This window comes from Candidatus Poriferisodalis sp. (genome assembly GCF_965203655.1).
Taxonomy (GTDB): Bacteria; Actinomycetota; Acidimicrobiia; order Acidimicrobiales; family Poriferisodalaceae; genus Poriferisodalis.
In genome coordinates this window covers 450,305-468,924 of the sequence record NZ_CBDBDD010000009.1, presented here as the reverse complement: position 1 = coordinate 468,924, position 18,620 = coordinate 450,305, and the positions used below count along the sequence as shown (strand labels likewise).

General features: G+C 66.5%; 15 protein-coding genes. 4 read left to right on the top strand and 11 right to left on the bottom strand.

Annotation, left to right across the window (positions count from 1 at the left end; translation table 11 throughout):
• Positions 1-83 precede the first annotated feature (83 nt).
• Together ACOGW9_RS13500 and ACOGW9_RS13495 are read left to right on the top strand one after the other, a co-directional pair.
• Positions 84-1,241: a pyridoxal phosphate-dependent aminotransferase gene (locus tag ACOGW9_RS13500; RefSeq protein WP_419912087.1), complete on the top strand. Its 1,158-nt coding sequence runs from the start codon at positions 84-86 to the stop codon at positions 1,239-1,241.
• Between the two features lie 43 nt (positions 1,242-1,284).
• A complete protein-coding gene (locus tag ACOGW9_RS13495; protein ID WP_419912085.1) occupies positions 1,285-2,079 on the top strand; it encodes an enoyl-CoA hydratase/isomerase family protein in 795 nt (264 codons plus the stop codon).
• A gap of 46 nt (positions 2,080-2,125) precedes the next feature.
• Here ACOGW9_RS13495 and ACOGW9_RS13490 read toward each other — a convergent pair whose 3' ends face one another.
• A complete protein-coding gene (locus tag ACOGW9_RS13490) occupies positions 2,126-3,328 on the bottom strand; it encodes an acyl-CoA dehydrogenase family protein (protein ID WP_419912083.1) in 1,203 nt (400 codons plus the stop codon).
• A gap of 466 nt (positions 3,329-3,794) precedes the next feature.
• Complete coding sequence (locus ACOGW9_RS13485; protein WP_419912081.1) at positions 3,795-4,715, bottom strand: P1 family peptidase; 921 nt, start codon at positions 4,713-4,715, stop codon at positions 3,795-3,797.
• 292 nt (positions 4,716-5,007) lie between these two features.
• Here ACOGW9_RS13485 and ACOGW9_RS13480 point away from each other — a divergent pair, with 292 nt between their 5' ends.
• The gene (locus ACOGW9_RS13480; RefSeq protein ID WP_419912079.1) at positions 5,008-5,346 is read left to right on the top strand and encodes a helix-turn-helix domain-containing protein; all 339 of its coding nucleotides are present in this window, start codon (positions 5,008-5,010) and stop codon (positions 5,344-5,346) included.
• A gap of 39 nt (positions 5,347-5,385) precedes the next feature.
• Positions 5,386-5,883 (top strand): RES family NAD+ phosphorylase, encoded by a 498-nt coding sequence (locus tag ACOGW9_RS13475; RefSeq protein ID WP_419912077.1) that lies wholly within the window; start codon positions 5,386-5,388, stop codon positions 5,881-5,883.
• A 7-nt stretch (positions 5,884-5,890) separates the two neighbouring features.
• Here the strand turns inward: ACOGW9_RS13475 and ACOGW9_RS13470 are convergent, their stop codons facing one another.
• The 9 genes from ACOGW9_RS13470 to ACOGW9_RS13430 all read right to left on the bottom strand — a co-directional run bounded on the left by ACOGW9_RS13470 (position 5,891) and on the right by ACOGW9_RS13430 (position 18,584).
• Entirely contained in the window at positions 5,891-7,474 is a 1,584-nt protein-coding gene (locus ACOGW9_RS13470) for a DEAD/DEAH box helicase (RefSeq protein ID WP_419912075.1), read from the bottom strand.
• A 378-nt stretch (positions 7,475-7,852) separates the two neighbouring features.
• The gene (locus ACOGW9_RS13465; RefSeq protein WP_419912073.1) at positions 7,853-13,057 is read right to left on the bottom strand and encodes a RecQ family ATP-dependent DNA helicase; all 5,205 of its coding nucleotides are present in this window, start codon (positions 13,055-13,057) and stop codon (positions 7,853-7,855) included.
• A 55-nt stretch (positions 13,058-13,112) separates the two neighbouring features.
• On the bottom strand, positions 13,113-14,066 hold the full coding sequence (locus tag ACOGW9_RS13460) for an SPFH domain-containing protein (RefSeq protein ID WP_419912071.1): 954 nt from the start codon (positions 14,064-14,066) through the stop codon (positions 13,113-13,115).
• Positions 14,066-14,644, bottom strand: a complete 579-nt coding sequence (locus ACOGW9_RS13455; protein ID WP_419912069.1) for an NfeD family protein — start codon at positions 14,642-14,644, stop codon at positions 14,066-14,068. The genes ACOGW9_RS13460 and ACOGW9_RS13455 overlap by 1 nt, the downstream gene beginning before the upstream one ends.
• Before the next feature lie 70 nt (positions 14,645-14,714).
• The gene (gene mutM / locus ACOGW9_RS13450; protein WP_419912067.1) at positions 14,715-15,596 is read right to left on the bottom strand and encodes a bifunctional DNA-formamidopyrimidine glycosylase/DNA-(apurinic or apyrimidinic site) lyase; all 882 of its coding nucleotides are present in this window, start codon (positions 15,594-15,596) and stop codon (positions 14,715-14,717) included.
• 58 nt (positions 15,597-15,654) lie between these two features.
• Positions 15,655-16,458, bottom strand: coding sequence for an enoyl-CoA hydratase/isomerase family protein (locus ACOGW9_RS13445; protein ID WP_419912065.1), 804 nt, complete (start codon positions 16,456-16,458; stop codon positions 15,655-15,657).
• Positions 16,459-16,585: 127 nt separating this feature from the next.
• Positions 16,586-17,443, bottom strand: a complete 858-nt coding sequence (locus tag ACOGW9_RS13440; protein ID WP_419912063.1) for a RecB family exonuclease — start codon at positions 17,441-17,443, stop codon at positions 16,586-16,588.
• A 42-nt stretch (positions 17,444-17,485) separates the two neighbouring features.
• Positions 17,486-17,776, bottom strand: coding sequence for a hypothetical protein (locus ACOGW9_RS13435; protein WP_419912061.1), 291 nt, complete (start codon positions 17,774-17,776; stop codon positions 17,486-17,488).
• A gap of 37 nt (positions 17,777-17,813) precedes the next feature.
• Positions 17,814-18,584 (bottom strand): ParA family protein, encoded by a 771-nt coding sequence (locus tag ACOGW9_RS13430; protein ID WP_419912059.1) that lies wholly within the window; start codon positions 18,582-18,584, stop codon positions 17,814-17,816.
• Positions 18,585-18,620: the final 36 nt, after the last annotated feature.

The following is an 18,620-nucleotide window of genomic DNA, read 5'->3' as shown; positions in this document are numbered from 1 at the left end:
CCGAGCCCTGCAACGCCCTGCGCTTCGGGCCCAGGGCTCTGTCTCTTAGCCTCTGACGCCATGCAACGGCACGGCGGCGCTTCGTGAGCGGCTTGAAGGTCTCCGAGCGGGCGGACATTGCGCCGTTCTTTGTGATGGAGATGATGCGGGCTGCCGCCGACCGGGAAGCTGCCGGCGGCGGTGTGGTGCACATGGAGGTCGGCCAGCCATCTACCCCGGCGCCGGCAGGCGCGCGCGCTGCTGCCAAGGCGGCCATCGACAACGACGTGCTGGGTTACACGTCGGCCGTGGGCATCGAACCGTTGCGCACGAGGCTGGTCCAGCACTACGCCGACTGGTACGGCCACGACACCGACCCGGGCCGCATCGTCGTTACCCAAGGCGCCAGCGGGGCATTCACGCTCGCGTTCCTGGCATGCTTCGAGGCCGGCGACCGGGTGGCGGTGACTGCGCCCGGCTATCCCTGCTACCGCAACACGCTCGAAGCACTGGACATCGAGGTCGTCGAGATTGCCGTCACGCCCGAGTCGGGCTTCCGGTTGAGCGCAGACATGGTCACGAGCGCCGGCCCGCTCGATGGGCTGGTCGTGGCTAGTCCCGCCAACCCGACCGGCACCATGCTCATGGCAGACGAACTGGGCCGGCTAGCCCGCTGGTGCCATGACGCCGGCGTGCGGCTGATCTCCGACGAGATCTACCACGGCATCGCCTACGGAACCGAAGCCGCTACCGCTGCGGCGCACAGCCCGAGCGCGGTCGTGGTGAACAGCTTCTCCAAGTACTTCTCGATGACCGGTTGGCGGTTGGGCTGGCTGGTGCTGCCGCCCGATCTGGTCTCACCCGTCGAGCGCCTCGCCCAGAACGCCACCATCGCCGCTTCCACGGTGAGCCAGCACGCCGCACTCGGCGCCTTCGACAGCATCGACGAGCTGGAAGCCAACGTCGCCCGCTACCGGACGAACCGCCAGATCCTGCTCGACGGCCTGCCCGCGGCAGGGATCGATCGCATCGCCCCGCCTGACGGGGCGTTCTACATCTATGCCAACGTCGATCACCTCACCGACGACAGCGCTGAGCTGGCCGCGACCTGGCTCGCGGAACTCGGCATCGCCACCACGCCCGGCATCGACTTCGACCCCGCAGAGGGACATCGCTACATCCGGTTCTCGTTCGCAGGCAGCAACGACGACATGGTCCAGACCGTCGAACGCCTCACCGCGTGGGCCAAGCATCGAGGTTGAGCCCTCGGGCGCAACCCGCGTCCCACCACTAGCGTCGCCACTCATGGAATCGGCAGAACTGGAGACGCTCATCATCGACGCCGCGGACAACGGCGTCGTCACCATCACGATGAACCGGCCCAAGCGCCTCAACGCGGCGAGCCCGCAGATGTTCACCGAGCTGCGCGAGACGTGGAATGAGATCGGCGGTGATCCCACGGTGCGCTGCGTGGTGATGACCGGTGCGGGCGACGCCTTCTGCAGCGGCGCTGACCTGGCCGCCGATGGAGGCGACGGCCCACGGCGGCATGCGCTGCAGGGGCTGAACGTGATCCACCAGACCGTGTCGGCGCTGTACTCGATCATGGTGCCAGTCATCGCCAAGGTGAACGGGGTGGCAGCCGGCGCCGGCATGAACCTCGCCCTCGCCTGCGACCTGATCGTGGCCTCCGACCAGGCTCGCTTCAGCGAGATCTTCGCCCGTCGTGGCCTGTCAGTCGACTTCGGCGGCACCTGGATCCTGCCTCGGCTCATCGGCCTGCACCGCGCCAAGGAGCTGGCGTTCTTCGCTGACGTCATCGATGCCAAGCAGGCCGAAGACTTCGGCATCGTCAACAAGGTGGTGCCCCACGGCGAGCTCGACGCATTCGTCGACGACTGGGCCGATCGTCTCGCGGCCGGGCCGCCCATCGCCGTTGCGATGACCAAGCGCCTGCTCACCCTCAACGCCTCGGCCGACTTCGCCACTGCGCTCGAAGGCGAAGGCATGGCTCAGTCGCTCAACTTCACCACCGAGGACACTAAGGAAGCCGTCCAGGCATTCCTCGAGAAGCGCCCGCCAACGTTCACTGGCCGCTAACCGAGGGCCGATCCCGATCTGATCAGCCCGATCTGATCAGCGACGTTCAGGCGAGGGAGGCTCGGGCCTCCGACCAGGACTTGCCGGACTCCACGTCGACGTCGTGGGGCAGGCCCAGCACCCGCTCGGCGATGATGTTGCGCTGCACTTCCGAAGTACCGCCGCCGATCGTGAGAGCCGGGCTGAACAGGTAGCCGCCGTGCCAGCCGTTCCAGCCCTCCACCACGGCCTGGGTCTTGGGGAACTCCGGCGATGTGCCCAGCGGGCCCGTGTTGGCGAGCAGTCCGTGAGCGCCGGCCAAGTCCTTGGCCAGCCCCATGACATGCTGGCCGTGATCGTCTGCCAACGCCTTGCGCACGCTGGCCTCGGGCCCGGGCTGGCGGCCGTGCAGGCGGGCGCTCAGCGTTCGCAGCCGGATGAGCCGCAGCACCTCGCCTTCGATATGCAGTCGCGCTGCCCGGTCGCGCATCACCGGATCTGACACGCCCCCGGCCGACCGCACGACGTCGAGCAGGTCGGCAGCGCTGGGGCCGCTGCCCCACAACGCTCCTTCGCCCGAGAGCGACACTCGCTCGTTGCCCAGCGTGATCTTGGCCAGCCGCCAGCCGTCGTTCTCGTCGCCGATCCGGTTCTCCACCGGCAGCTCCATATCGGTGAAGAACGTCTGGTTGAACGAGTAGGCCGTGGTCATGTCGATGATCGGGCGCAACTCCAAGCCGGGCGTGTCCATCGGGCAGATGAAGTACGACACGCCACGGTGCTTGGGCACATCGGGATCAGTGCGGGCGATGAGGATGCCGAACTTGCTGCGGTGCGCTCCTGACGACCAGATCTTCGAGCCGTTCACGATGTACCGCTCGCCGTCTCGCACCGCTCGTGTGGCCAGGTTCGCCAGGTCTGAGCCGCTGTCGGGCTCGGAGAACAGCTGGCACCACACCTCCTCGCCGGTGAGGATCGGCCACAGGTAGCGCTCCTTCTGAGCGTCGGTGCCGCCGTAGATGATCGTCGGACCCGCCCAGCCCAGTCCGATGCCGCCCGCCAGGCGCTTCACGCCGGCGACGGCCAGCTCCTCGTCGATTAGCAGCTGGGTGATGGGGTCGGCGTCCAGCCCGTAGGGCTTCGGCCAGTGCGGTGCCACGTATCCGGCGTGTGCCAGCGCTTCCTGGCTCGGATTTCCGTCGTGATCGTCGAGCCAGTCGCGCACAGCGACGCGGCGAGGATCGTCATCGTCCGGCCAGTCGAAGTCCATGTGCGGACCCTAGAGGCCGCGTGGGTAGGCGCACCTTCCCGTCGTCGAACCTTTCGTTCCCCGCTCATGTTCGCTTCGCTCACGGGCCGCTCGGGCCACGGCTTCGCCCTGTGCTTGCCGCTCTAGCTCGCTTCGCTCGCGGGCCGCTCGGGCCCGGGGCTCAGCCTCTTGGTTGGGTGCCCTCAGACGCGAGCAGGCCCCCGCTCGACTGAGCAGGGGCCTGCTGCTACCCGAAGATCGTGTTCGCGCCTCCGCCGGTTGGCGGGGCAGCGGCCGCGTGAGGACCAACACGCGGATCTTGTGGGGTTCGGTGGTCCGGGTTGGAGTCGCCACCTGATGGAGACGTCCCCTTCTCGGAAGCGGGCCGCCTCAGCGCCCGGCCACCTCCAGAGTCCTGTTGCGTTTCGGCATTGCTTGGACCACCCCCTTTCTCTGGTGCGACCAGATTGCCACAATCACGGCCGGATTAGGAAACGATTTCCGATCGGATCGCTCGGGCAACGGCAGCAGCCCCCAGCATTGCCACCAGGTCCGGCTGGGTGTCGACCTCTCCGGTCGCGAGCAGGAACAGCGCGTCACCATCGAAATTCGTGTGCGGGGGTTCGATTGCCCGGGCAATTCCCGTGTGCGCCAGATCGACCGCTCGGCAGGCCTCTGGCTTGGTGAGGCGGGCATTCGTCACGAGACAGCCGATCGTCGTGTTGCCACGCTCGGGCGACTCGGGCTCTTCGGTGCCGCGCCCGGTGAACCCGGGAATCGCCTCGACCGGGTCATGCGGATAGCGCTCAGCCCCTGGCGGCGCCGTGCAGCCGGCCAGCATGGTCCCGTCAGTGTCGATCACGTCGCCTAGGGCGTTGACCGCCACCAGCGCACCGACGACCACATCGCCCGAGCGCTCCACCGCAGCGCCCAGCCAGCCGGGCACAGAGAAATCCCGGCCGGCGACCTTGCCGATCGTGCAGCCCCGCCCCACGCCGACCCGACCGGTCGCAGGCTCGTCCGCGCTGGCCGCCTCGCAGGCAGCCCATCCCGCCGCCGCGGTCGGACGCTCGCTGTCCGGAGACTGGATGTCGTACACGACGGCCGCGCCCACTACCGGCACGATGCTGTCGCGAATGTCAAGCCCGCGGCCCTGGCTGGCGCACCAGCGCACGACGCCGTCCGCCGCAGAAAGGCCAAAGACGCTGTTGCCGCACAGCACCACCCCGTGACACTCGACGCCGGCGCCCGTCGAACTCAGCGCAGCGGCCTCGCGAGTCCCCGGCGCACCGCCGCGCACGGCCATGGCGCCCAAGGTGCCTGGCGGCGGGAGCACCACGGTCACCCCGGTGGCTGCGTCGTCGTCAGTCCATGAACCGACCAGCACCGACGGCAATCCCAACGCCATGGCCGCGCACCCTACGCGCTGATGTATCCGCCGACCCAGGTCTCGCTCGCTGAGACCGAAAAACCATGATGGTCCGAGCGGGAGCTTCGGGCAGTCTCGTCGGCATGCGCTCTCGCCATGAGCGACTCACGCCTCAATGTCACAGAGAATCGGGTCATCGAGCAGACGAGACCGCGCTCTTCGACAGGCTGTCCGATATCAATGCCATATTACATGCTATTCTACTTGACAGAACTAAGTCAAAACTACTGACACAACAGTGCGCAAGCGGCGTAGCGAGAGGTGTTGGGACATGTCGACCGGTATCGCCGAGCGCGTCCAAGCTCTTCAAGAATCTGCTCAACTCACACAAGATGACATCGGGCGCGTGGTCGGCATGTCCGCCCGCACCGTTGCCCGCTGGAACCGGGGCGGCAGCAGGCCGCAGCCTGATGCCCGGCAACGGCTGCTCGAGTTGGCCTACGTGGCCGAGCAGGCGACCGCGGTCATCCAACCCACCGACTTGTCGCTCTGGTTGTTCGCCCCCAACCGGCTGCTCGACCACGACTCGCCCGCCGACCGCATCGCCGCCGGCGACTACCGATCGGTTGTGGCGCTTCTTGAAGCCCTGGCCGACGGCGTCACTGTGTAGTTCCGGACCCCCGCGGCCACATGCGCTGCTCCGAAACTCGTGACCGACTTCTCGTCGACCGTGCTCCACGCAGTGGCCTTCCGGCACACGTCCCCCGGTCGCCAACCGCTCTCCGGCGGCGGATCCCAAAAATTCGGCGGTCGATGGAATCGTCCCAGCGGCAGTGCCGCCATCTATCTGGCCGACTCGTTGCCGACGTGCATTGCCGAATTCCAGCGAATGGCGGACGGACAAGGCCGGGGTGCCGCGTCATTGCTTCCGCGCGCATTGCACCACGTCGCCCTTAACGGCGTCCACCTCGCAGATCTCGCCGCGCCCGACGCTCTCAAGACAGCCGGGCTCAGCTTCAACGACATCGTCGCCGAGAACTGGACTCGCTGCCAACAGGTAGGCGAAGCAGTCGCAAGGGCAGGGTTCGGCGGCCTACGTGCCCCATCAGCCACCGGCATCGGCCGTGTCATCGTCCTCTTCGAGGCACAGTTCCCGAGGAGCAGAGTGCGAATTGTCAGGACAGAGGAACTCGGTTCCTACCTTTGACTCAAACTCAGCGGGCTTCCAAGAGCGACTCGACGATGGCACCGCTGCCAGAAACTGCGATCTTGAGTACATCGGTGGCGCGGGTCATGCCTACATACAGCAAACGACGTTGCAGGGTGACGTCAGCGTCGGGGCCGCCTCTGATGTCATCCACACCGATGATGTACACCCGAGCGAACTCGAGACCCTTGGCGTGCTGCAGCGTCGACAGGCGCACGCCGTCCTCGGGTTCGCTGCCGCGATTGTCGAGGTCCGCGAGCTTGAAGGTAGGGATTCGCTGCTCCCGAGCTAAACGCTCGAAGTCATTGAGCGCATCCCAATTGCCGGCAAGCACCGACATGTCTGACCAGCGGAGGCCCTCGTCGTGCGACCGGCGCAGGGCTGTGCAGATGGCCTGATAGCCGGCGTCGCTCGAGGAGAATGGACGTACATCAGGCTCGGGACCCGTCCGTTCTGCGGCCTCAGGCGGGATGTAGGTCGCCGGATCTTCCAGATCGCCGCTCTCGAGCAAACCGTCTGCACGCAAGAAGTCGTCAGCGAACTTGAGGACTTGGTAGGTGTTTCGGTAGTTCAAGCGCAGTATCTCGGTCCGGCCACGGCCGCTGATCTCGGTCGTATCCGTCGAATCCGGAGGGTGTTGAGCGGGGGGTGGGAGCCCCGGCTGGCGCCGATACAGGTTCTGCGCCGAGTCGAGAGCAACTACGAAATCGTTCCATGGCTGCTTCAAGAGTCCGAAGAGCATCTGGGTCCGGCTCTTGTCGAGGTCTTGAGCCTCGTCGATCAAGACAGCGTCGTAGCGAAAGTGCTCCGGCACGCGACTGGCTTCAATCGCTTGCAGCACCTCTCGAATTCGGCGGTCGTACTTCTCGTTGCCCAAGTGGTCCGTCCGAATCCCAAGTGCCGTACAGATCTGGTTTGCCATGCCGTCGACGGTGCGAACTTCGACTCGAGGAAGGCCATCGAGCTGACGTGCCAACGACGATGCGAGCGGCCGGTTGAAGCACGTCAGCAAGATGCGCCAGCGCGGGTGATGGCGGGCAAGATGCCGTGCTCGAAAGGTGAGCACAAGAGTCTTGCCGGAACCCGCTACGCCCTTGATGACTCGGTAACCGCTGCCGAGGTGATCGGCAAGACGCTCTTGACGTCGATCCAGCACTCCGACAACGTCCTCGCCGCCGTCCGGTGGTCGAAACACGAGCTGACCCTGCTCGGGCGGCGTCTCACGGTGCACGATCAGCTGAGGATTGATGGCCGCTCGAACGCGGCGCTCGTCTGCGGCGCTGAGGGTCGCGCCCAGGTGCAGTCGGCCGCCGTGAGCTTGGGCAATCACGCGCCGCAACGCAGCTTCAATCGACGCGGACGTGAGGTCGTCCTGCAGCAGGAACTGGTCCACGTCGGCTCGGCCGCCCGCGAGCGCCCTCGCGCGCGTCAGCCTCGGTGCTGCCACGGCGAGTGCGACCGGCACGCTCTCGTCGGTCAAGCCTTGGGCGGCAAGCCGCCCGCGGACCTCATCGGACTGCTGGCCCAGATGTTCACGTGTCTCCTCGGCGAAGCGCCGAAGGACAGCACGCGAGCGGCGACTGGTCCCCAAGGCGCGAACCGTGCTCCCTGGGACGAAATCCAAGAACACAACGCCAAGAGCCGGATGCAAGACGACCAAGTAGGGCCTGCTCTTGCCGTCCCGGGAACCAGCTGACGGCACGTCGTCAGCCGCCGGTCGTGACTCCGCGTCCGTATGGAGCGTCACTGTGACCTGCTCCGGCAACCAATCCCGGAACGCTTGGGCGGCTTGCCGTAGCGGCGCCGGCACTTCCATATTGTTGACGAGATTCGCAGGGAGCAGGAAAGCCATGCAGGGCGTTCACGGTAGCCGTGAAGTTCGAGGCAAGGAGGTCTCGGCTGCCGTTGCGACCGGTACGGGCAGCGCCGAACTCAAGCGCGCGAGCACTCCTGATGGGCTTGTGGCTATCTACGCCATCAAGCGCAGTGTCTCCCAGCTGGTGCCTTGACTTTCGACACGTTCGACGCGCAATTTGCCCTCGCGAAGCAGACGGTCGACTTCGCGCCGGACGCCACGCTGGCCCAAGGCAGCCAACCGACCGTACAGCCGGTGCGTGCGCAATGGCAGTGACAACTCACTGCGAGTGCCGTCGCCGGATTCGCCGGCGAGACACCGCTCGATGTTCACCCGGGACGGCGGTCGCCGGTTCCGATCCCCGGGGGGCACCTCGGCGGCGATCTCAAATATCACGCTTTCAGCGTTGAGGGCTTCGTCGAGATGTTCGCGCGAGATCGCTACCTGCTCCCACGGCCGCTCCAGATCGCATCTGCAGACGTCGCAGGCCGCGCAGCTCGGCGCTGGGTTGACGCCGAGGTAGTCGAGCAGGATCCGACGGCGGCAGATCCGGTTGCTGTCGCGATATCGCTTCGCGCTGTCGCTGAGCTTGCGAACTGCACTCCTGCGCTGTTCGAGCGCTTCGTCGATGGCAGCAAAATCGGGGGTCTTGCCAGGTACTCGGCGCCACATCGACGAGACCTGCCACGCCGACAGGTCGACAGCCTCGGCATAGCTGAGCTCGACAAGTGCGCGTTCGAGTCGACGCGGCGATGTCCAACCCAACTCCGATGCCCACAAGCGAATGCCGAATGCTCGCTCATCAATACCGCTGAGCGACTCCAGGACCTCACACGCGTCGGCACTGAGCGGCCCTTCGCCGCCTTCAGCACTCGGGTGCCGAGCCGCACCGGGAAGGACCCGGACGATGCCCTCCTCGATCATGTCTTCGATGCGCTCGACGCATCCCTGCTCGGCCAGCAAGTGCGCGGCGAGTTCGAGATGTTCGCGGTCGCGGTCTTTCGCAGCGGAGCGAGTGCCAGCGAGCCCCTCGAGCGCAACCGGCGCGTCCATCCGCTCACTGGCAATCACGAGCGATTGCCAGTGCTGCATGACCGCATCAAGACTGGGAGTTGCGTCTCTGATGAACGACTCATGGACACCGCAGTCACCGGGCGTCCTCAGCAGGATGCAGTGACCGACACCGGACCCACTGCCATCGGCGGCGCCACGCGCCGCGCGCCCCACTTCCTGAACGTAGCCCTCGATTGAGGCAGGCATTTCGAAGTGAACGACCACCTCCACATCGGGCTTGTCGATGCCCAAGCCGAACGCGTTCGTGCCAACGACCACGTCAATCTCGCCAGATCGGAAGGCCTCTTCGGTGTGCACGCGTTGTGCCGACGTCATGCCGCCGTGATACGGCCGCGCAGTATGGCCGTCGAGCCGCAGCAGCTCGGACAAGCGTGCGGCAGTCGCTCGACTGGGCACATACACGATCATCGCTCGATGCCGGAAGGCCTCGGCGATCCGCATGACTGCGACATCGCGCTCGTCGAACGAGTCGCAGTCTTCGACGTAGTAGCAGAGCTCGGCTCGGTTGGGGTCCAGCTCCACGGTGACCGGTGCAGCACGCATCCTGAGGCTCGCGACGATGTCGCCAGTGACCTCTCGAGTGCCAGTCGCGGTCACTGCCAAGATTGGGGGACGGACGCCCGACGACAGTTCGCCTACCGCCTGTGCGATGGTCCGGTACTCGGGGCGGAAGCTATGCCCCCACTGGGAAATGCAATGCGCCTCGTCGATGGCCACCGCCGAGACTTCGACGTCGGCCAAGGCCTGCCTCAGACGACTCGACCACAGGCGCTCCGGGGACACGTACAGCAACTTGTAGGCCCCATTGCGGGCACGACGAAGCACTTCGGCCTGCTCGCTCTGTGTCTGGCCAGAGCGGAGTTCAGCTACACGCGTCAATCCTCGTTCGCGCAATCCCTCGACCTGATCTCGCATGAGCGCCACCAGAGGAGACACCACCAACGTCAGACCTCGGCGCAACATGGCAGGCAATTGGTAGGTGAGCGACTTGCCCGCTCCGGTGGGCATCACCGCAAGGGTGTCATCGCCTCGAGCGAAGCTGCGCATCACGTCCAGCTGGCCCGGACGCCACTCATCGAATCCGAGCAGATTGCGAGCTCGTTCCAGTAGCTCGTCGACACGTCCTGTGCCTGCTGCCTCTTCGTGCTTGTCCGTGAGCCCTTCGAGTTCGCGCCATGGATCCGAGGAGGGCAGCCCCTCCAGCCGATGTTGGACCGTCGCGCTCAAAGGAAGGCCCAAGTGCTGAGCCACGGCCGCATACGCCTCCCGCTCCGTTGAGGGCCGCTGGATGGAGGGAGGGCCGGGCAGCGAATCGAGAAAAACGCTGGCGTACGGCGCACTGCCCCGAATCCGCTTGTCCAGCACGACACACACGCCACGATCAGTCTCGGTTCGAATCAACCGACCGACCGCTTGTGTAAAGCGCAGAGCGGCTTCGGGCACCAGATAGCGCGTGAAGGCGTCCTCCCCTCGGCGCTCGATCTCGTGCATCCGTGCTGCCACCACGGGATCTCCGAGCGGAGCAAAGGGCAGTTTCTCGATGACCAAGAGGCTCAACGCCTCGCCGGGCACGCTGATGCCCTCCCAGAACGAGCGAGTAGCGAGCAGGCTCGACGAATTATCGGCCCGCATCCGATCAACGAGTTCGCCTGACGGCGCATCGCCCTGGCACATGACACCGAGCCCGTCCGTTCGAAGTTCGGGCACGCGCCAGAGGAAGTCTCGGGCGTGTGCCATACGCGCTGTCGCCGTAAACAGTGCGAGCGTTCGGCCACGTGCCACAAGGATCAGGCGGGCGAGTTCATCGGCCTCGGCCTTGGTGAACTCTGGCATCAGGCCCCCGCGAGGGACTGGCAGATGGCGTGGAAGCACCACGAGCTCATTGGTCGAGAGATCTTCGAACGGTGTCGGCAAGCAAAGTCGCAGTGCGTCCGATAGTCCGACCCTCTCGAGCACGTGACCAAATTCACCGTTTACCCGCAGTGTCGCTGACGTCAGGACAACCGAAGCCAGCTCCATCCACTTGGCCTTGAGCCGATCGGCGACTGACAGCGGCACTCGTCGCAGCTGCCACTCCCATGTCGTCCCATCGCCGCCCGCAGATGTCCGGCAAAACAGATCGACAATGCTGATCCAGTTTTCGTCATCGCGCGCTGACATGGTCTCGGCGACGACATCGGCCGCCGCCCGAGCATCACGACTGATTCGGCCTAGCTCTGACTCAATGTGTCGCCAATGTCGGGTTCCCTGCGCAGATGCAGGCGGGCCCAAGGCCAAGCAACCGCTGAGATGTCGCAGATGTTCGCAAAGCGCCTGTGCGGCGCGGCGCGCTGGCGCGAACTCGGCCCTGCGGGTATCGAAGCCGGGCCTCAGTCGATATGAGACACCGAAGCTGGCAGCCTGGGCAACCGTGACCTCGGTTCGCCCTCTCACATAGTCGACGACCCGAGTGTCCAGCTCTGCAATCGCCTCGCGGCATCGGTCCAGCGACTCAAGTGCTGCGTCGATTTGTCCGCCCGGCGGGTTGTCGCCGCAGGCAACGGCGTAGCGCCGCAGCACACCGCCGCCACCGCGGGCATGCGCGACGCAGTCGAACAGCGCCGAGAGCGCCGATGCTCCGGTTTCCTCGGTCAGCGCGCTCGTCGCGGCATCTTCGAGGTTGTGGCCCTCATCGATGATGAGGTGACTGACTTCTTCGAAGAGTCGATCGAGCGTCACCAGCACGGCGTGGTTGGCAACCACGATGTCTGTCGAGGAAATGCTGTTCAGTGCTCGTCGATAAAAGCACAAGCGGTCCGCTTCGTCGGTGGCGAAGTCCCGTAGCTCGTCTACGCTCAGCCGCGCTCTGAGTTCTCTAACCTGCGGCCACGCAGCTTCGATCTGAGCGATGCTGAGATCGTCCCAGTCGCCGGTGGCCGTCTGAGCGGCCCAGCCCGCGAGAACCGCAAGGACGAGCGATTCAACGGGTTCTTCGGAGCCTGCTTCGATAGCCGCATCGAGGTAACCCACCGAGACGTAGTTGGCGATGCCCTTGAGCAGCACCCAGCGGATGTCGCCGACGGTTCTGCGATAGATCTCGATGTCGGTGAGGAGCTGGTCCTGAAGCACCTTGGAATGCGTGGCGATCGCGACAGGGCGACGGCGGGCTCGGGCGCACGCGGCGGCAGGAACCAAGTAGGCCAGTGTCTTGCCAGTCCCAGTCGGCGCTTCGACTGCCAATCGTCCGGTTGGCGCAACCCCGCCGTCGCCACTGCCGCGAGAACTGTCAGCAAGAGCGGCGAGTACAGCAGCGGCCATTTTGCGCTGCTGGTCCCGAAAAACGCGTCCCTCCCCAGTGACGAGCGCTCCGCCCGGACTCAGCGGAGCGAGCACCGAGGCCTCGTCAAGCTGCGCAACGGGCTGAGCGGCCGTGCTGGACCTCTCGACGCTGCGGTGCCCAAGACCCGGGACATCATCGTTTGGCGAGCCATCCTGAGCACTCAGTTGCGCCGTGTCGAGTCTGAGGCAATCGATCAAGGACACATCAACCAGCGGATGCTCAAGAAAGCGCGCCCACGGATGGCACCCCGCATGGAGAATCCGCCGTTGCAGCTGCCGTACCGGTTCGGTACTGGAGATCATCTTCAGCATCCGCTCGATCAGCAGCACCGTCAGTTCCGCATCTGGCACGGCGCGATGCCGCTCACGACGACGATCCGCGACACCGAGCCACGCTGCGAGGTCGTCGAGGCTGCGACTAGCGGGCGGTATTGAGCCGTCCGCATTGGGCCGCAACTCGCTGCCAATGCGTGGGGCAGCGACATGTGCCAAATCCAGGCTGTCGAGGCGGTCATCATGCAGTGTCGGCACGTCGTGACGGCGGCAGGCATCTTCGAGCACGGCGAAGTCGTGCAGCCGCCCGTTATGGGCCACGACCGGCGTCCCGGCGCAAAAGTCCACAAGGTCGCCGAGCGCATCGCGGCAGGCAACCAGCCCAGTGTCGGATTCCGCATCGGCAGCCGCTGCAGACGGTGACGGTGAGTATCTCGAACCCGTGACCGGGCTCACGACCTCACTGCGAATCAGCCGATGGAACGGGCGCGCCGCCACCGAGTGTCTGCCATCCGGAAGCACTTCGACACGACACGCGCCGATCTCGCGGATGTCCTGCGCAGGCCCGATTCCAACCTGCGGCACGGTCTCGATGTCGACAACGACGTAGTGCAGCACTGCCGACTCCGCGTCCAGCTCATCCTGCAGTGTCATCGGGGAACAAACCCCAGCCAGCCGTCCGTGTTGTCGCTGTCCGATCGGGCAACGACTACTCCTCGGCGGCCCCAATCGGGGAAGCGGCATCGGTGGTGCGCTCGCGGAACATCTCGCCCATTGCGGCGACGGCACCGAGCACGCCGCTGGTGTCGAGCGGCAGGAAGATCTTGGTGGCCTGGCCGTCCGCCACGCCTTGCAATGCTTCGAGGTACTTGATGGCGATCAGGTCGTCGGTGGGGTCGCCGTTGTGAATCGCCGCGAACACCCGCTCGATGGCCTGGCCCTCACCCTCGGCAACGGTCAGCTTCTGGTACTTGTCGGCATCTGCCACCCGCTTGATGGCCTCCGCCTCGCCCTCAGCTCGCAGGATCTGGGACTGCTTGACGCCTTCGGCCTGCAGGATCGCAGCCGTCTTCTCGCCCTCGGCCTCGGTGACCACCGCGCGCCGGTCGCGCTCAGCCTTCATCTGGCGATGCATGGCCTGGGTGACGTCGGGCGGCGGCTCGATGCGCTGGATCTCGACGCGCACCACCCGGGTGCCCCACTTGTCGGTCGCGTCGTCGAGAATCTGGCGCAGCTTGGAGTTGATGATCTCGCGCGACACCAGCGCTTCGTCGAGCTGCAGGTCGCCGACCACGTTGCGGAGGTTGGTCTGGGCCAGCTTGGTCACGGCGATGATGAAGTTGCCCACCGCGTACTTCAGCTTCACCGGATCGGTCGGCTCGTAGTAGATGACGGCATCGACGGTTACCGCCACGTTGTCCTTGGTGATGACCTCCTGCGGCGGCACATCCACGACCTGCTCGCGCATGTCCACCTTCAGAATCCGCTGCACGAACGGGATAACGAATCGCAGGCCCGGCTCGACCGTCGTGCGGTACTTGCCCAAGAACTCGATGAGTCCCTGCTCGAACGGGCGCACGATGCGTAGGCCGGTCGCGGCGACGACGAAGATCGCCGCTGCGATGACAACCAGCAGGATCACTGCGGGGTCAATGCTGTTCATCATTCGCTCCTTGGGGCTTCGGTATCGGGGGCCTGCTCGCCTTCATCGGCGTCAGCATCGCCCTCGGCGGATTCCTGTGCCGGCTCTGCCGCAGCAACTGCTGCGGGCGGCGAATGGTGAGGCACGTAGTCGGGTGGCGGCGGTTCCACGAACTCGACGAGCAGCTTCGTACCGCGCAGCGCGGTCACGCGAACCACCGATCCCTCCTCGATAGGCCCTGTCTCGGCGACCGCTCGCCATTCGTCGGACTCCACTCGAACGCGCCCGGTGTTCTCAACGATGTCGATCGTCTCGATGACGCGTGCCGGCAAGCCGATGTAGCGATTCGCGCCCACTGGCAGATCATCGGGTCGGTCTTGACGTCCCATGAAACGACGCAGGATCAGCAACGACACGGCGGTGCCGCCGAAGAACAGGAGCCACTGGACCCCGCCGTGGAAGTCCAGCCACGCCGCCATGGCCGCCAAGGCCGCGCCGATGGCGAACGGCAGCAGGAAGAATCCTGCGGTGAAAATCTCGCCGAGGCCCATCACCAGCGCCGTGATGACCCAGACCCAGCGCCACAACTCGTTGTCCACCCGAACCCCCGCTCATTTCGTTGTTGGGTGTGCTGCAAGTATGCCCCGCCCCAGCGAGCCCGTTGCCGCGTCACCTCTGCTGGCAGGTTGGGCACCACGTGCTGGACCGCTGGTCGAGCACGCGGCGGCGCAATTCGGTGCCGCAGCGAACGCACGGCTCCCCGGCGCGGCCGTAGCAGACGAAGTACTTCTGATTGTCGCCCGCTCCTTCGAGGCTGTAGTAGTCGCGCAGCGTGCTGCCGCCACGCTCGATGCTGGCCACCAGCACATCGCGCAGCGCCGCGAGCAGCCGTTCAGCTCGCGGCTTCGAGATCGAGCGAGCCGACGGGTTGATCCCGGCCAGGAACAAGGCTTCGTCGGCGTAGATGTTGCCGACCCCGGCGATCAGCCGCTGGTTCAGCAACTGCGTCTTGATGCGCTGGCTGGACCGCCTGCTCGCCCGCCAGAACGCGCCTGCATCCAGGTCACCCTCCAGCGGCTCGGGACCCATGGCGGCGAGCGTCGGCAACTCGCTGTAGTTGCCGCGGTCGCACACGGCAATCCGGCCGAACCGTCGCACGTCGTGCAGGCACAGCACGTCACCGTTGTCGAGGCGCCACCAGGCCCGCACGTAGGGATCGGCGAGCGTGACCTCAGCAGCGTCCATGACCTCGGTCGCGGGCCCGTCACGAGGCTGGACCGCGGGCGTCGGGGGCGCATCGCGCACTGATGCAGTCGTCGCGAAACACAGCCGGCCTGTCATGCCGAGATGGATGACCAGCTCGCGCCCGCAGTCGAGCTCTGCGATCAGGTACTTGCCCCGACGCCGGAGCACCTCGATCTCGCTGCCGATCGCATCGGCGCCGGAAGCGAACTTGCGCGACGGGTGAGCCCACGCCTCGACGATCTGGCGTCCCACGAGCGGCCCTGCAAGCTGCCGCCGGACGACCTCGACCTCGGGCAACTCAGGCATGGCGGCTCAGCACACCCTCCCCGGCAGGCGTGCCGGGGCGATGGGTGCCACGTCGGGATCAGCGGAACTTGGGAGCGCGCTTCTCCAGGAATGCGGCGACTGCTTCACGGTGATCATCCGAGGCGCGCGCGACATTCAGGGCCTCCATCTCACGGCGCTGCACGGCCCCCAAGTCGGTGTCCGAGCCGTTTGCGGTGAGCAGCTGCTTGGTCAGCTGCACCATGGTGGGCGGGTTCTCTGCGTAGCTGCGGGCGCGGGCAAGTGCCACTTCCAGCACGTCGCCGTCGGTGACCTCGTCCACCAGGCCCATCTCGCCGGCTTCAGCGCCGGTCACGATGCGACCCGAGAGGGCCAGGTCGGTGGCCGCACCCCATCCACAGCGCTGCACCAGCATGTGAGAGGAGGCCAGCTCGGGTGTCACGCCCATCTTCACGAACCGGCACGAGATCTTGGCCTCGCTGTGGGCGATCAGGCGGTCCATCGAGAGCACCATCGTCAGGCCCACGCCGATCGAGGCACCGTTGATGGCGGCAACGAGCGGCTTGGAATTGCGTACCAGGTCCACCCAGTCATCAGCAGCGCTGTCGTCGCCGGCCGCCGCCTCGCCCACGCTGGCGCCTGTTTCGTCGGCGTCTGCGATGCGGGCGGCGAAGACCTCCGCGATATCCGCCCCGGCGCAGAAGCCTCGGCCAGCGCCGGTCACGACGAACGCGCCGACTGACGGGTCGTTGTTGCCTGCCAGCACTGCGTGGGTCATCTCCGCCTGCATGCGCGGCGTCCACGCATTCAGCTTCTCGGGCCGGTTCAACGTGATGACCCTCACGTCGCCATCGTCGGTGACGGTGATCTGCTCGTACTCCATCTTGGTGCTCCGTGGCTCGGCGAATCGACCTACAGCATGGCCGCAACTCGCGCAGTCTCGCTCACGCAGCCAGCCGTGTCTGGTGCGGCAACGCTCACGCAACCAGCTGTGTCTGATGCGGGCTGGCTCAAGCAGCCAGCCCGTTCCTCCGCTGGTGCTCGGCCCGGCCTTCGGGGCAGTCGTCTTGGTAGGGGCACCAGCTGCACAGCGGACCGGTGGTCGGTTCGAACTGGCCGCTGCCCACCGCATCGGCGATGCGGTCCCAGGTGACGCGATGCTCGTCGACCGCAGCGTGCACGGCGTCGGGATCGAACGGGCGAGCAATCTCGATGGGCTCGCGGGTGTCGCGCCCGTTGCCGGTCTCGCCGAGGTACAGCAGCCGCACCTCGCTCACGTCGTCGCCGAGTGCGGCAGCCGCCGCCGCATACAGCCAGACCTGTGTGAGCCGGCTGTCGAGGTAGCGAGCTCCCGGCGGTCGACCGGTCTTGTAGTCGGTGATCCGCAGACCGTCGGGCGCTCGGTCCACGAGATCGACGATGCCGCGGAACGGCACGCCATCAAGCGTGGCGACCAGATCGCGCTCGCGGTCGACCACATCGACACCGGTGGGATCGACCAGCTCGAAGAACCCCTCGATGTCCCGCCAGGCGTTCCACCGGAAGGCGCGTTCGTCGTCGGCCGACAGCTCCAGCGCTTCGAAGTCGGCGTTGCCCGCCAGCGCCGGCCACAGGTCGCGGCAGATGGCCCGAGCTCGTTCGAGCGTGCGTTGCGCCGGTGCCACCGCCAGCAGCTCCTCCAGGACGTGATGCACGAAGGTGCCGCGCAGCGCTGGCGCGCCCGGCGGATCGGGCCGCTTGTCGATGTAGCGGAACTTCCAGCGCCGTGCGCACTGCCGGAATGTGGACGCGCCCGAGGGGCTCAAGCTTCGCGGAATCTCGACGTCGCGGGCGATGCCGGCAGTGACGCCGCCGGCGTGGGCATCCACATTCACAGCGTGGCTGATCTTGTCACGACGGGCGCGGATGGTTCAGGGGCGCCGTCGCCAGCGCCGCCACAGCCACCATGCGAGCGCAGCCGCCACCAGCCACCCGACGGCCACGGCACCCCCGAACGCCGCTAGCTGCCGCCGGTCGACCGGCTCGGCCTGTCGCGGCAACAGCTGCGACGCGGGCGCGGGCGCCGGATCGGCGTCGTGCTCGGCACCGTCGGCCGGCGTCGCGGCCGGTGTCTCGGGGTCGTCACCTCGGAGTGCGTCACCCGGCAGCGCTGCCGCCGCATCGATGCTCGGCCGGGGTCGGTTGGGGTCGTAGTTGGCCATGCTGAAACTTCGCTGAATCCGAGGGTAGTGGGGCGCCTCAGCCCAGCCGGCGCTCGAGATCGGCCCACAGCCCGTCGAATGCCGCCACCGCTTCGGGGGCACCCGGCCGGCGTCCCAGTGCCCGCAGCGGCAGCGACTGACCGGAGGCCTCGGCGATCGCGGCCCGCTGGGGAATCGGCGGCAGCAGCTCGCTGCCGAAGCGCTCCGCGAGCTGCTGCGCCCAGTACGCGTTGTCGCGAGTGCGTCCCATGCGGTTCAGCACAACGCCGGCGACGGTCGGCGTGCCCTGGCGCTGGGCAACCCGGGTGATCGTCGACCGCATCAGGTCGACGCCGTCTGCGGCCCACGCGGCGGGCTCGGTCACGATCATCGCCCGATCGGCTGCGAAGAGCCCATTGATGCACAGCAGTCCGAGCGACGGTGGGCAGTCGATCAACACGAGGTCATGGCTCACACCAGCCATCGCTATGCGCAGCCGGTCCTGGGCACCCACCAGGTCGGCGGCCATCTGGGGCTCGCGGCTCGCGAGCGCGTAGCTGCCGGGTACGAGCTGCGGGCACGGACCGCCGTCAGGCCACCCGGAGTCGGTGATGGCTGCCAGCGCCGCCGCAGGCGCAGCATCCGCGAGCACGCTGTCGATGTTGAGGGAGGCATTCCACACACCGAGCCCAGCCGACGCGTTGGACTGCGGGTCGAGGTCCACCACCAGGACGCTGTGGCCCGCAGCACACGCCGCTTCGGCAAGACCGAGCGTGACCGTCGTCTTGCCCACCCCGCCCTTCTGGTTGACCACGGTCAGTGTCGTCATCTCGCCGACCTCACCCCGCCGACCTCATCCCAGCAG